Source organism: Delftia sp. DT-2, from assembly GCF_028401915.1.
Lineage (GTDB): Bacteria > Pseudomonadota > Gammaproteobacteria > Burkholderiales > Burkholderiaceae_C > Comamonas > Comamonas tsuruhatensis.
This window is the reverse complement of the sequence record NZ_JAQOTI010000004.1, coordinates 268,432-280,942: the sequence shown is the minus strand read 5'-3', so window position 1 is coordinate 280,942 and position 12,511 is coordinate 268,432. Positions and strand designations below refer to the sequence as shown.

The following is a 12,511-nucleotide window of genomic DNA, read 5'->3' as shown; positions in this document are numbered from 1 at the left end:
CCAAGGAAAAACCATGTCCCTTGTCACCAAACTCCGCAGCGAACGCGCCGAGGCGAACACCAAGCTGCAGGCGCTCGCCACCAAGGAATCCGGCGGCGCCACCCTGTCGGCCGAAGAGCTGCAGGAATTCTCGCAGCTGGAGCAGCAGATTGCGGATCTGTCCGCGAAGATCGCCCGCGCTGAATCGGCCGAACGTGCTGCAGCTGCAGCTGCCGTGCCGCTCAACGAATCGGCCGCAGGCATCAACGGCCCTCCCGGCAATCGCCCTGCCCACATCACCGTGACGGACAACGCGCAGGCCGGCACGCGCGTAGCCCAGATGGCCCGCATGATCGCTGCCGCCGGCGGCAACCAGATGCAGGCTGCCGAGCTGGCCCGCTCCAGCGGCATGGGCGAAGATGTGGTGATGGCACTGTCCACCACCAGTCCCGGCGCCGGTGGTGTCCTGGTCCCTGCGAACATGGCGCGCGAGGTCATCGAGTCTCTGCGGCCTACTTCCATCCTGCGCAGCTTCGGCGCCCGTCCGCTGCCGCTGGTCAACGGCAACATGGGCCTGCCGCGCATCAAGGGCAACACCACCGTGGGCTATATCGGCATGGACACGGACATCAACGTGACCGGCATGGTGTTCGATGACCTGAAGCTGCAGGCCAAGAAGCTGGCCGCCCTGGTGCCCATCAGCAATGACTTGCTGAAGTTCTCGGGTGTCAGCCCTCAAGTCGATGCCATCGTGGTTGCTGACCTGTTCACGAGCACGGGCCTGTATGAAGACATCACCTTTATCCGTTCCAACGGGAACGGCGGTGTCTCCCCGAAGGGCCTGCGCTACTGGGCTCCGGCCTTCAACATCGTCACAGCGCCTGCTGGCACGTCGCTGGCCGAGCTGGACGCATTCCTTGGCGGTCTGATGCTGCGCGTGGAAATGGCCAGTGCCAACCTGGCGGCCAGCGGCTGGATCATGAGCCCGCGCAGCATCCGTTTCCTGCAGGCCCTGCGCGATGGCAACGGCAACAAGGCCTATCCCGAGATCGAGCAGGGCAAGCTCAAGGGCTACCCCTTCAAGCTGTCCACGCAGATCCCCATCAACCTGGGTGCCGGCGGCGACGAGTCCGAAATTTACTTCGGCGACTACTCGGACTGCTACATCGGTGAGACCGGCGAAATGGTCCTCGCGTACAGCACCGAGGCCTCCTACAAGGACGGCAACGGCGACACCATCAGCGCATTCCAGCGCGATCAAACCCTGGTGCGCGTCATCACCCACAACGACTTCGGCCCGCGCCATGTGGAGTCCATCGCCGTGGGCGTCGGCGTCAAGTGGGGTAAGGACATGCTGGCCTGACCGCCAACCGCTCGGCACAGCCGGGCGGCCTGGACTGATCACCGAACCATTGAGAGGACATCGATATGAGCAAGCAGAAACCCGTCGCCGTGGTCTTCGCCAAGCCCTGGCGCGGCTACAACAAGGGCGAAACCGCCGGCTTCGACAAGGAAACCGCAGACGCCCTGCGCGAGCGCGGCATTGTCGAGGAGGAGGGCGAAGAGGCCGGGCGCCGCACCCGTACCAAGGCCGAGGGCGGCAAGAAGGCGGATGCGCCGCCCCCGCCCCCGGATGACCCCGCCAAGGGGGCCGACTCCGACGACAACGCCAGGCCCTGACCATGGCGCGCCGCTTGAGCTACACCGGCCCCCCGGTGCTGACTGCGGAGCTTGTCGCTCAGTGGTGCCGTGAGCACGTCGATGACTTGCAGCGCGAGCTGGTGGACGGCGTCATCGTCCCCGCCGTCACACAGATGTGCGAGTCCGAGACGGGCGCCGCCATCCGCGAAGCGCAGTACCAGGAGGACTGGACTGCTGCAGAGCGTGCCGATGGCGTGCTGGACGTCGGCCAGGTCAAGAGCATCACCAGCGTGCACATCCTGCGTGCCGGTGCAGCGCCTGAGCCCTTCACCGAGTACGAGCTGGGCCAGGACCAGCGCGTGGCCTGGCTGGAGTTCCCTGGTGGCCGCCCTGCTGGCGCGCTGCGCGTGCAGTACCTGGCGGGCGTGGATCTGGAAGCCTACCCTGCGGTCAAGACCTGGCTGCTGCTGCAGGCCGGCACGCTGTACCAGCAGCGCGAATCGCTGATCGTTGGCGGCACCGTCACGGATCTGCCCCTGAAATTCCTTGGCCACATGCTGGCCGAGATCATTGTGCCCACGCGGTTTTGAGGTGAGCCATGCTGAGAGCCGGAACCTTGAACAAGCAGATATCCATCCAGCAGCACAGCCAGGGCAAAGACGAGTGGAATACGCCCGCGCCTGGCGCCATCGCATGGGTTGAGGTGGCGAAGGTCTGGGCCAACATCCGGCACATGTCTGGCAGTGAAACTATTCGTGCCGGCGCCGAAGTGTCCACCGTGCGGGTCTCCATCCGCATTCGCTATCGCGCTGGCATCAACGCCGGCATGCGTGTTGTGCATGTCGGCCAGGTTTACGACATCGAGGCGCCATTGCCTGACTCGACCCGGCGCTGGCTCGACCTGGCGTGCAAGCTCATCCAGTGAGGTACGGCAATGGGGAATGGAACCAACTCTTTCACCATCCGTGCCGACACTGCCGCCCTGGATGATTTCCTGGATGCGCTGGGCGAAGCTGCCGACCAGGCCGTGCGCCCCGCTGCGCAGGCCGGCGCGCAGGTGCTCTACGAGGCGGTCAAGGTCAACGTCAGCTCCATAGGCAGCGTGACCGGCAACCTGGGCCGTGCGGTCTACCAGGCGTTCTCTCCTGAGCACTCCATCGATGGCGTGCAGGCGCAGTACCACGTCAGCTGGAACGCCAGGAAAGCGCCTCACGGCCATCTGCTGGAGAGGGGGTGGGTACAGCGCTACGCAGTGACCATCGCCAAGGGTGGCAAGTGGGTCACGCGAGTGCGGCCCGAGGCGCAGGGCAAGCCCCGGCCGAAGCGCCGCGCCACACAGGCCGAGAAAGATGCGTACTACGTGCCTAGGCCTGGGGGCCCCGTCCACCGGCTGGGATATTTCTTCGTTGCGCGCGCTGAGGACTCCATGTCCAAAGCCGTTGAGGCTGCGAATCTGGAGCTGCAAAAGCGCTATGACCAGGTGAAGTGACATGAGCTATGAACCCGCCCTTGTGGCCATCCTGACGGCGCTGTGTCCGAGGTCTTTGCCGGTGGTCGCCCCGTGGGGAACCAAGATGCCCTACGTGATATGGCAGCGCGTTGGCGGCCGTGCGATGCGCAACATCGACAAGCGGCCAACAGGCAATCTGCGCAATGGTCGCGTCAGCATCACGGTCTGGGATGAAACGCCCATCAAGGCCACGGCCCTGATCCGCCAGATCGAGGACGCATTGACGGCCTCCGATGCCATCCAGTGCACGCCGCTGGATGAACCTCTGGACATGTTCGATGACGGCGGCAGCGATGTCGTGATCTTCGGCATGCAGCAGAGCTTTTCAATCTGGGCGCGGCGATAGCGCTCAACACTTTTTCAACCCCGGCCCGCAGCAGCGGGCTTTTTTACGTCCGAAAGGAAAACGCCATGGGCGCACAAACCGTTGCCGGGACCAAGATCGGCATTTCTGCAGCACTGCCCGCCGCCTACGACAAGGATGGCTATGCGGCTTTGACCTTCTCCAAGATTGGAGAGATCACCAATGGCGGCAGCCACGGCCGCACTTATCAGGTGGTCAATCACAACCCCATCGATACGCGCGGCACCCGCAAGTACAAGGGCTCGTTCAACGAGGGGCAGAAGACCATCCAACTCGCTGTGGATGCCGCAGACCCGGGACAGATCATCGTCAAGGCTGCCCTCAACTCCGATGCCGCCTATGCCTTCGAGGTGAAGTACCAAGACGGCTCCATCGACTACTTCACAGGCCTTGTGACCAGCTGGTCCAAGTCCACTGAAAGCGTGGACAGCATGTACTCGGCCAGCGTCGGCCTGGAGCTGACAACCTCCAAGGATGGCGTCGGCATCATCGAAGTGCCCGCGCCTGTCGGCCCCTGACCCTTTCCCCTTTGGCCCTCGGGTCACCCCAGCACCGGCCCGGCTGTTTCGTCTCTCAGCGGAGGCGGGCAGTCGGGCGCGGGCATTTCCTTTTTCTCCGCTGAAAGATCGACATGACCAAAACCATCACCCAAGCCGTGGCCGTGGCCACATCCGCCGCCGTCGCTGCAGCTGAACTCGTGGACATCACCGCATTTGACCTGGTGGGCGCATGCGAGGCGGGCCACAAGTTCGTGCTGCGCAACCCGGATGGTTCGTCCACCGGCATCACCCTCATTGTGCGCGGCACGTTCGCACCCGAGGTGGTTGCCTGGAACTCCGGCGTTGCGGAAAAATTCCTCAACGAGCAGCGCGCGGCCCAGCGCCGGGGCAAGGCCCCCAAGGCCAAGACCATCGACGAGATGGAGGCCCAGAACATCGAGGGCGCCGTGGTGCGTGTCGCTGGCTGGGAGGGCGTCCGCCAGCCCTACAGCGCTGACCAACTGCGCGCCGCGCTCAAGCGCAATCCGCACTGGGCCGTTCAGATCATCGAGGAGTCCGACAGCCTGGGAAACTTTGGCGCGACCTCGGCATCCAGCTCCGAGGCTACGTAAAACAGCTGGCCTGGCTGCAGGCGCCCGTCGATCCGCCCAAGGGATCGAGCGAGGATGCGCCGCGCCAAAGCAGGGCGCAGCGCATGGGAGAGGATGCCGAGCTGCCGTTGCCAGAACTGGAGGACGGCTTTCACATCATCGCGGCGCTGATGGAGGTGGGGCCGGTTTCCTATGCGGGCATGGACCTGGCGCCCATCTCCTGGCCGGAGATAGCCGCCTGGCAGCAGGCCACGCGGTGCCCATTTCGCCCGCATGAGCTGCAGCTGCTGCGCAGCCTCTCGGCTGCCTATCTGGAGCAGTACCGACTGTCCAAAAGCGATGCCTGTCCATCGCCCGAGATCATGCGGCCCGACAGTGGCGAGCAGGCCAAAAAGCTGGCCGCCCACATCAAGGGCGTGCTGCGCGGGTGAGGGTGGATATAGCCCTTTGCTACCATTCCCCTCCTGCAACTGTGGGAGGGGATATGAAAGACAAATTTTTGGCCGCTTTGATCGCTCCGGCAATCGTAGTAGCTGTGTTGGGGTACGTGTTTTTTATGTCCTATAAATCTGGGGGTGAACCAGCAAAAAAACCTCCAGAAATCGACGCAAGAAGAAATGCTCTTTATGCTTGTGAAGAATCAATCAGGAAAAAGCTGCATGACCCTGGTTCAGCACAATTTCCCCCAAGGGGCGAATTTATAGTCACTCCGGTTTCTGAGCCGGTTAGTTATGACGTAATCGTGGATGTGCGCGCCAAAAATGCATTCAACGCACTTCGTCTAAATCGGTTCAAATGCGAGATCCGTGAATTATCGACTGGTACGAACGGAGGTATTTCCTGGAGGTCGAGCGTGCAAGCTATGTAGACCCTGGGTAATTTTCAGATCACCAAACCCGCCTATGGCGGGTTTTTCATTTCCAAGCCCTTCGGCCTAGCCGTGGGGCTTTTTTTGTTGCTTGGACGGTATGTATGACAGACACCACGCGCAAATCAAATCTTGAGTTTGGTGTACGCAACAACACCAAGGCCGGACTGTCGGAGATCAAGCAGGATGTCAAAGCCGTGGGCGATGAGGCTGCCCAAGCAGGTGCCAAGGCTGGTACGGCTTTCGACGGGATGGGTAAGAGCAGCCAGACGGCTGCGAGCAGCATTGACCGCAGCACGCGCAGCATCATCAGCTCCTTGGAGCGTGAGATGGCCGCCATGCAGGCTGGTGGCAAAGGCACTGCAGCCTATTACGAGACCATTGCCAAGCAGCGCGGCGCTGACATGGCCGCGCTGGGTCCGTACCTGCAGCAGATGCGCCTCTTCGAAAAGCAGGCCGAGGAATCGTTTAAGACGGTTGGGATGTCTGCCCGTCAAACGTCCGCCGCCATGCGCGGCGTGCCGGCCCAAATCAGCGACATCGTTGTGAGCCTGCAGGGCGGCATGCCCGTCATGACCGTTTTCATGCAGCAGGGCCTGCAGTTGCGCGACATGTTCGGCGGGTTTGGCGCTGCTGGCAAGGCGCTGGGTGCCACGCTGCTGGGCTTGGTGAATCCCTACACGGTTGCCGCCGCCGGTGTGGTGGCGCTCGGCGCGTCCATGGCGCATGCAGAGTCCACTCTGCGCGCGCACATGACGCTGATGAACCAGCTGGAGGCAACGGGTCGGGCCGGTTTCCTTAACAGCGAGGCCATCAAACAGCTCAAGCGAGACATGTCTGAGCTGCCGGGTATCAGCCGCAGCGCAGCCTCGGCCATCATCTCGGACCTAGTGCAAGTGCGCACCCTCGGAGGGGAGGCGCTGCAAAAAATTGCCCTCATGTCGGCGGACTTCGCCGCCGCGACGGGGCAAGATGCCGCCGGTGCTGCGCGTGAGCTGGCTAAAGCCATGGAGGAGCCAGACAAGGCGGCCAGGGCGCTGGATGAGGCCTTCAATTTCCTGACCCTGGAGCAATTGATCGCTATAGATGCGATGGTTGAGGCGGGCAACAAGGCAGGCGCTCAGCGACTCCTGCTGGATGCTCTGGGGCAGTCGCTTGCCGGGACGGCCGAGAAGCAGACGGACCTGCAGCAGGCGTCGAAGGAGTTGTCCAATGCGTGGGACAGCCTCATGGAGAAAATGGCGCCGTCCGCAGACACCCTGCGAACGATATCGGCCGGACTAGCCGGGGTTGTTAGGGGTGTGAACAGCCTGACGGAAGCGATACCGCGAGCGAACGCTGAGATCACCAAATGGCTGCCTGGCATGCAGGCAATGATGGGCCCTCTCGGCATGTGGGCACGCATCAAGGGCTTGCAGACTCTGGGTGCTGAGGCTGATGCCGGGCCCGCGCTGCCGAGTATCCCGACCGGAACGCCAGGGGCGGCGCCGAGCGACGGTGGTGGTGCCTCAGGGGAGGCCCGAACTGGCGTGAAATCTGCAGCCGATCAGGAGTTATCGGCGCTGCTGGAGGCCACGAAAGCCTACAAGGGCAAAAAGGATGCGGCGGAGGATCTGCGCAAGACTTTGGACCTCCTGCAGGCTTCACAGAGGCGGCTGCGTGAAGAGGGCCGCGGCGACTCCAAGGAGGCGGATGAGCTGCAGGCCCGCATCAACGGCATCAACGAAAAGATCAAGTCGCTGAGCAAGACGCGCGGCGATGGCGCCAAGAAAGAGCAGTCTGCCTATGCGGAACTTGCTGCCTCGATCCAAGCCAAGATTGACGCCAACAAGGCGGAAGTCACCCAGTCCGGCAAGCTCAACGACGCCCAAAAGGCCGAGATCAAGCTCAATGCCGATCTGAAGGAAGGCAAGATCAAGCTGTCGGCCGCGCATGAGGCCGACCTGCGCGGGCGCATTGGGGTCTGGAAGCAGCAGGAGAAGGATAAGGCGCAGGCCAAGGAAAACGTCGCGCTCTACCAGCAGCAGCTCGACATTGAAAAGCAGGTCACTGAGGACTACCTCAAGCGCTCCAAGGCCCTGGAGTCGGCGCGCCAGGCCATGGACGCTTACGAGAAGTCGGCGAAAGAGGACTTCGAGCGTCTGCAGCTGGAGGCGGGCCTCATCGGCATGAGCAATCAGGCGCGTGCTGTGGCCTTGGCCCAATACGATGCCGAGCTGGAGCTCAAGCGCAAGATTGCCGAGATAGACCGGCTGGATGCGACCACATCCCAAAAGGATGAGCTGATCGACCGTGCGCGCGTGGTCTCGTACCAGCGCGTGGCCAGTGCCCAGACCAAGGCCTACAACGACGAATGGAACAAGGCCTTTGACCAGGCCAGCCAGTCGCTCAGCGATGCGCTGATGGCGGGCGGCAAGAACGGCGCCGAGTACATCGAGGGCTTGTTCCGCTCCCTGGTCCTGCGGCCTGTGATCCAAGCCATCGTGGCGCCCATCGCCGGGGACATCGCATCAACTGTGCTGTCCATGCTGGGCATGGGTCCAAGTGGCAGCTCGGGCGGCGGTTCCGGCGTGGGCTTGGGCAACCTCTCCACCATGTACCGGCTGGGCACCTCATCAATGATGAAGGACTTCGGTCTGGGCCTGGGCAACCTGGTCAACAACGCCGGCGGCAAGCTCTACAACCTGGGCTTGGAGAAGGTGGGCAGCTCGCTGATCGACTTCGGGGACATGCTCACGAAGTATTCCGGGATCATCAACAAGGCGGGCGCTGCGTTCAGCTATGTCAGCGCCATCTTGAACATCGCGGATGGCAAGTGGGGCGCGGGCATTGGGGGGGCCGTCGGGCAATGGTTCGGTGGCCCTATCGGTGCGTTCATCGGCAACTGGATTGGCGGCTTGCTGGACAAGGCATTCGGCTCGCGTGGTGCAAACCACTCAGGCGGTGTTGCGTCCACTGCCACCACGGATCGTGACACGGCCGCGCGCCAGGCGCTGGGGACCGATGCCTGGGGCAACACTTGGGGCGACTTCACCAAGCGCGGCAACACCGAGATCGACAAGCAACTGGGGTCTTCGATCACATCGTGGCTGGACCTGTACAAGGCGTTGGCCAAGTTCTCCAACGGCACAGCCAAGGACATCGACATCGCCGGCGGCTTTTCGGTCAATCCAAAGTACGGCGACGAAGGCGCCATGGGCTTTTTCCAGATCCTGGACAAAGCCACCGGCGAGGTGTTGACCAAGTACAAAAACCGAGACCTGGATGCTGATCCGCAAAAGGCCTGGGCGCAGTACATGGCGGACATGGGCGGGGCGGTCATCGACCAGCTCAAGAAAGCCGATATCCCGGGCTGGATGCGCGAGGAGTTCGATGCCCTGGGTGAGAACATCACCGTTGAAGGTCTCAACGAAGCATTGCGCAACATCGCAATGATCGATGCGGCATTCCGTGGATGGGCTGACACGCTGGTGGGCTTCGCGGATCTGTCGGCCAAGGCCCAGACCGAGCTGCTCAAGTTCTCGGGTGGCATTGAGGCGCTGTCCAACAACATCAACGCCTTCTATTCCGGCTTCTACTCGGAAGAGGAGAGGGCGGGGATCATGCAGCGCCAGGTGAAAGAAGGGCTCAAGGCCTTGGGTGTGGATATCGACCCAGCTGATGGCGAGGCCGCAAAGAAGGCGTTCCGAAAGCTCATCGAAGACGCTTTGGCGTCGGGCAATACAGAGCTTGCGGCCAAGCTTTTGGCTCTGGCCCAGATGTTTGGTGTTGCAGCGGACTATGCCCAGAAAGCTGCGGAGACGGCGGCCGATGCGGCAAAGGCAGCAGCGGACGACGCAGCGAAGGCGCTGGCCGAATCTCGGCAGAAGGCCAAGGACGCCGCAATGGCGAACTTTGAAGCCGCTGTGCAGCGTGAACAGGACTACTGGAACGCCAGTGCCTCGGCTGCGCAGTCGGCCATCAGCAGCATGTCTGCGGTGCTGGCTACGCTGAAATCCAATGCCCGGGAGCTATATGGCACCGTGGACTCCACCCAGCAAATGCTGGCGGCGCGGGGGATGGTCTACATCGAAGAGGCCTTGGAGGGCGTGCGCGCGGGTCGCAAGATCACTGACTACAGTGATTTGAGTGACGCTATCAGCGCAGCCCGCAGCGGCATCAATTCCCGCGCATATGCCACGCAGTTTGAAAAGGACCGCGACGCGCTTGTGCTGGCGGGCCAGCTCGCTGACCTGGCAGAGCAGGGCGATGTCCAGTTGAGCCAGGAGGAGCGGCTGCTGAAGAACGCGCAGGAGCAGCTTGAGCGCCTGGATAAGACGCTGATCTACTGGCGCGAGCTGATTGAGGGCAACGAAAAGCACATCGATGCCACGTTGAGTGTGGAAGCCGCGATCAAGGCGCTCGAAGCGCTGCTGTTTCCTGACAGCCCTGCAGGATCTGGGGCTGGCGGCGGCAGTGGCGGCAAGACGCCGACCCCGAGCTGGGGGAGTGGAGGCGGTGGCGGGTTTGAACCCGCCTACAGCGGCAAATACAAGACGCCCACAGCGATCCTTGGCGGTGGCACGGTTATCTATGACTACGCAGATGCCGACTACTCGAAGAAGCTCGATGGTCTCTCGTCCACGTTCCATAAGTACGACGGCACGGGGGATTTCACGGGCCTTGCCAACGAGTTCAAAGCAGCTGGCGGATCGGCCCGGGATCTGGCGTACCTGTACGGCTTTTCCGAGGCGGATGTGCTCGCGGCCCTGGACCGTAACGGGATTCCACGCTTTGACGTGGGGACCAACTACGTGCCGCAGGACATGCTCGCGCAGATCCACGAAGGGGAGGCCATTCTGCCCAAGGCGTTCAATCCGTGGGCCGGCGCCGCTGGCCTGGCAGGGGCCGGTTCGAGCCGCGCCGACGCGCTGCTGGAAAGGCTGCTTTCCAGCGTGGAGCGGCTGGATGCACGGATGGCCGAAGTCAGCGAAAGCGCAACCGCGCTTTACGACCAGCACGACAGTGTGACGGAAGGCGGCAATGCCAACCGGGTCGAGGTCATGAACATCAAACAACTGGCGCAAGCCATTGCAGAGGAGATGCAGGCATGAACCCATCTGCGCGCGTCATGGTGCCCGTGAAGATCGTGGACGCCATGATTGCAGCGGGCACCACCGTGCCCGAGCCAAACACGGCCAATGGGGAGGTTGCGTGGGTCGCCAGTGGCAGCTATGCCATTGACGATCTGCGCACATCCAATGGGTCCGTCTATTCGTGCATACGTGTGCACTCTGGGCGAGCCACTCGCCCGGAACTCGACCCTGGCTACTGGCGCCGCAAAGGGCCGACAGATCGACAGGCACCTTTTGATGACTACTCGTCTACAAAATCGCGTGGCAAAGGGGTCGTCACGTTCGTGCTGACTCCGGGCTTTATCAATGGCGTCAGCGTCTATGGACCCGAAGGGGCAACCTATTCGCTTGTCGTCCGTGATGCTCCTGGTGGCGTTGTGATCCGTGAGAAGCACGGAGATCTTTATGCCCAAGCTGCAGGGCTTTGGGAGCTGCTCTTTACGCCGCTACCGGCCCTGGAAAAAGTCAGCATGGACGAAATTCCAATAGCGCCCAATGCAGAGGTCACGGTGACCATCCGAGCGCCTGGCAATGGAGCGGTTGCAGTGGGCGACATCAAGGTGGGTGACTGGCGCCCCTTGGTCGGCGACGCGGATATGGGGGGGGTGGAGCGAGGCGCGGAGGCGCAGCGCAAGCCCTACACCTATCGCAAATACAACGATGACGGCACGTATGACCAAGTGCGACGCGGCAATGCCCGCGACGTTTCCTGCCGCGTACTGCTGGACGCCGAGGAGGCGATGTATGCGGACGCAATTCTTGGCGAGATTCTCGATATGGCTGTGCCCTTCGAGGCCTCGAATCTTCCACGCCTTGGCTACCTCAACACGCTCGGCTTTGTCTCTGGAGCAATCAGGGCAGACGAGTGGGGGGTGACCTCTCTCACACTCAATATCAAGGGCAATATCTGATGGCAGTACAACCAGCAGCCACGCTCACGCCGATCCCGGAGTTTCCGGCGCTGTCGGATCGAGCGGCAGGCACCTACAACAGCAAGGCCTATACATTCGGCACGCACATGGGCGTTCCAGGGCCATTTGTGCCGGAAATCAATGCGCTCTCTGCCAATGTCCAGCACAACGCGCAGGAAGCAGTCGCTGCGGCGGGCGGCTCCGGTGATGCCAAGCTTGCAGCGGAGAAGGCGCGAGACGACGCGATCACAGCCAAAGGGCAGTCTGAAACTGCACGTGATGCGTCGGTCTCGGCAAGAGGTGGATCTGAGTCGGCACGCGATGGCTCGATCACAGCCAAGGGGCAATCTGAAGCAGCGCGCGACTTGTCCATCGCGGCCAAGGGCGGGGCTGAAACAGCCCGAGATGCTGCCGTCGCTGCGAAGAATGCATCGGAAGCTGCCCGCGACGCATCCAAGGCCTACCGCGACCAAGCTGAAGTATTCGCGTCTGCTCAACTGAAGGGCAGCAGCACAACCAGCGTCACACCTGGCGCCGGTGCGAAGACTTTCGGCATGGAGCCATCGCGCTCGTTTGTGGCGGGCATGTACCTGGTCGCCACGTCCACAAGCGACCCTGGTACGCGCATGAGCGGCTATGTCCAGAGCTACAACCAAGGCACAGGCGCTCTAGTTATTGGAGTTGACACGTTCGCGGGGACTGCAGCAAAAGCGGACTGGGTGATCGGGGTGGCTGCGCCAGGTGCTTCAGCCTGGATGACAACGCAAGTCATCACTGCATCGGCTGTCGCTGTGCCGGGTGTCTTCTACGTTCTGGCGGCTGCTGGGATCACGCTGACGGTGCCAATCAATTTCGCTGCAGGCCAGGCCTTTGGTTTTGGGATGTCTCGCGGCATCTGGGCCGCAAACATCGACTGGCAGTCAAACAAGCTCAAGGGCCGCAGTCCTGGCGTGATGCAACTGCTGTCCCAAAACGATTCGGCGGTATGTCGCTGGGTCAATGCAACGGATGGATTTATGGAGGCAGCATGAGCT

At 62.2% G+C, this 12,511-nt stretch carries 13 protein-coding genes; all 13 read left to right on the top strand.

Annotated elements, in window-relative coordinates:
* Nucleotides 1-13: 13 nt before the first annotated feature.
* The 13 genes from PO605_RS08625 to PO605_RS08565 all read left to right on the top strand — a co-directional run bounded on the left by PO605_RS08625 (nt 14) and on the right by PO605_RS08565 (nt 12,508).
* Complete coding sequence (locus PO605_RS08625; protein WP_046988466.1) at nt 14-1,342, top strand: phage major capsid protein; 1,329 nt, start codon at nt 14-16, stop codon at nt 1,340-1,342.
* A 65-nt stretch (nt 1,343-1,407) separates the two neighbouring features.
* On the top strand, nt 1,408-1,659 hold the full coding sequence (locus PO605_RS08620) for a hypothetical protein (RefSeq protein ID WP_046988465.1): 252 nt from the start codon (nt 1,408-1,410) through the stop codon (nt 1,657-1,659).
* A 2-nt stretch (nt 1,660-1,661) separates the two neighbouring features.
* A complete protein-coding gene (locus tag PO605_RS08615) occupies nt 1,662-2,210 on the top strand; it encodes a hypothetical protein (protein WP_034368395.1) in 549 nt (182 codons plus the stop codon).
* A 26-nt stretch (nt 2,211-2,236) separates the two neighbouring features.
* Nucleotides 2,237-2,545 carry a phage head closure protein gene (locus PO605_RS08610; RefSeq protein WP_272206286.1) on the top strand — a complete coding sequence of 103 codons (309 nt, stop codon included), beginning with the start codon at nt 2,237-2,239 and terminating at the stop codon, nt 2,543-2,545.
* Between the two features lie 9 nt (nt 2,546-2,554).
* Nucleotides 2,555-3,109: a hypothetical protein gene (locus tag PO605_RS08605; RefSeq protein ID WP_034368402.1), complete on the top strand. Its 555-nt coding sequence runs from the start codon at nt 2,555-2,557 to the stop codon at nt 3,107-3,109.
* A gap of 1 nt (nt 3,110) precedes the next feature.
* Complete coding sequence (gp17, locus tag PO605_RS08600) at nt 3,111-3,476, top strand: tail completion protein gp17 (protein WP_034368403.1); 366 nt, start codon at nt 3,111-3,113, stop codon at nt 3,474-3,476.
* Nucleotides 3,477-3,541: 65 nt separating this feature from the next.
* Nucleotides 3,542-4,012 (top strand): phage tail tube protein, encoded by a 471-nt coding sequence (locus PO605_RS08595; RefSeq protein WP_046988464.1) that lies wholly within the window; start codon nt 3,542-3,544, stop codon nt 4,010-4,012.
* A 113-nt stretch (nt 4,013-4,125) separates the two neighbouring features.
* Nucleotides 4,126-4,605, top strand: a complete 480-nt coding sequence (locus PO605_RS08590) for a hypothetical protein (protein WP_046988463.1) — start codon at nt 4,126-4,128, stop codon at nt 4,603-4,605.
* Between the two features lie 83 nt (nt 4,606-4,688).
* Complete coding sequence (locus PO605_RS08585; protein ID WP_034368410.1) at nt 4,689-5,015, top strand: hypothetical protein; 327 nt, start codon at nt 4,689-4,691, stop codon at nt 5,013-5,015.
* A gap of 53 nt (nt 5,016-5,068) precedes the next feature.
* Nucleotides 5,069-5,452, top strand: a complete 384-nt coding sequence (locus tag PO605_RS08580) for a hypothetical protein (protein WP_272206285.1) — start codon at nt 5,069-5,071, stop codon at nt 5,450-5,452.
* Nucleotides 5,453-5,556: 104 nt separating this feature from the next.
* Complete coding sequence (locus PO605_RS08575) at nt 5,557-10,545, top strand: phage tail length tape measure family protein (protein WP_034368413.1); 4,989 nt, start codon at nt 5,557-5,559, stop codon at nt 10,543-10,545.
* A complete protein-coding gene (locus PO605_RS08570; RefSeq protein WP_272206284.1) occupies nt 10,542-11,477 on the top strand; it encodes a hypothetical protein in 936 nt (311 codons plus the stop codon). The genes PO605_RS08575 and PO605_RS08570 overlap by 4 nt, the downstream gene beginning before the upstream one ends.
* Entirely contained in the window at nt 11,477-12,508 is a 1,032-nt protein-coding gene (locus tag PO605_RS08565; RefSeq protein WP_046988460.1) for a hypothetical protein, read from the top strand. Before PO605_RS08570 ends, PO605_RS08565 begins: the two co-directional genes overlap by 1 nt.
* Nucleotides 12,509-12,511: the final 3 nt, after the last annotated feature.

Bases quoted from the DNA above. Each gene is read 5' to 3' on its own strand.
- PO605_RS08570 (WP_272206284.1), top strand. From the start codon at position 10,542: ATGAACCCATCTGCGCGCGTCATGGTGCCCGTGAAGATCGTGGACGCC.
- PO605_RS08620 (WP_046988465.1), top strand. From the start codon at position 1,408: ATGAGCAAGCAGAAACCCGTCGCCGTGGTCTTCGCCAAGCCCTGGCGC.
- gp17 (WP_034368403.1), top strand. From the start codon at position 3,111: ATGAGCTATGAACCCGCCCTTGTGGCCATCCTGACGGCGCTGTGTCCG.
- PO605_RS08575 (WP_034368413.1), top strand. From the start codon at position 5,557: ATGACAGACACCACGCGCAAATCAAATCTTGAGTTTGGTGTACGCAAC.
- PO605_RS08615 (WP_034368395.1), top strand. From the start codon at position 1,662: ATGGCGCGCCGCTTGAGCTACACCGGCCCCCCGGTGCTGACTGCGGAG.
- PO605_RS08580 (WP_272206285.1), top strand. From the start codon at position 5,069: ATGAAAGACAAATTTTTGGCCGCTTTGATCGCTCCGGCAATCGTAGTA.
- PO605_RS08565 (WP_046988460.1), top strand. From the start codon at position 11,477: ATGGCAGTACAACCAGCAGCCACGCTCACGCCGATCCCGGAGTTTCCG.
- PO605_RS08625 (WP_046988466.1), top strand. From the start codon at position 14: ATGTCCCTTGTCACCAAACTCCGCAGCGAACGCGCCGAGGCGAACACC.
- PO605_RS08605 (WP_034368402.1), top strand. From the start codon at position 2,555: ATGGGGAATGGAACCAACTCTTTCACCATCCGTGCCGACACTGCCGCC.
- PO605_RS08590 (WP_046988463.1), top strand. From the start codon at position 4,126: ATGACCAAAACCATCACCCAAGCCGTGGCCGTGGCCACATCCGCCGCC.
- PO605_RS08585 (WP_034368410.1), top strand. From the start codon at position 4,689: ATGGGAGAGGATGCCGAGCTGCCGTTGCCAGAACTGGAGGACGGCTTT.
- PO605_RS08595 (WP_046988464.1), top strand. From the start codon at position 3,542: ATGGGCGCACAAACCGTTGCCGGGACCAAGATCGGCATTTCTGCAGCA.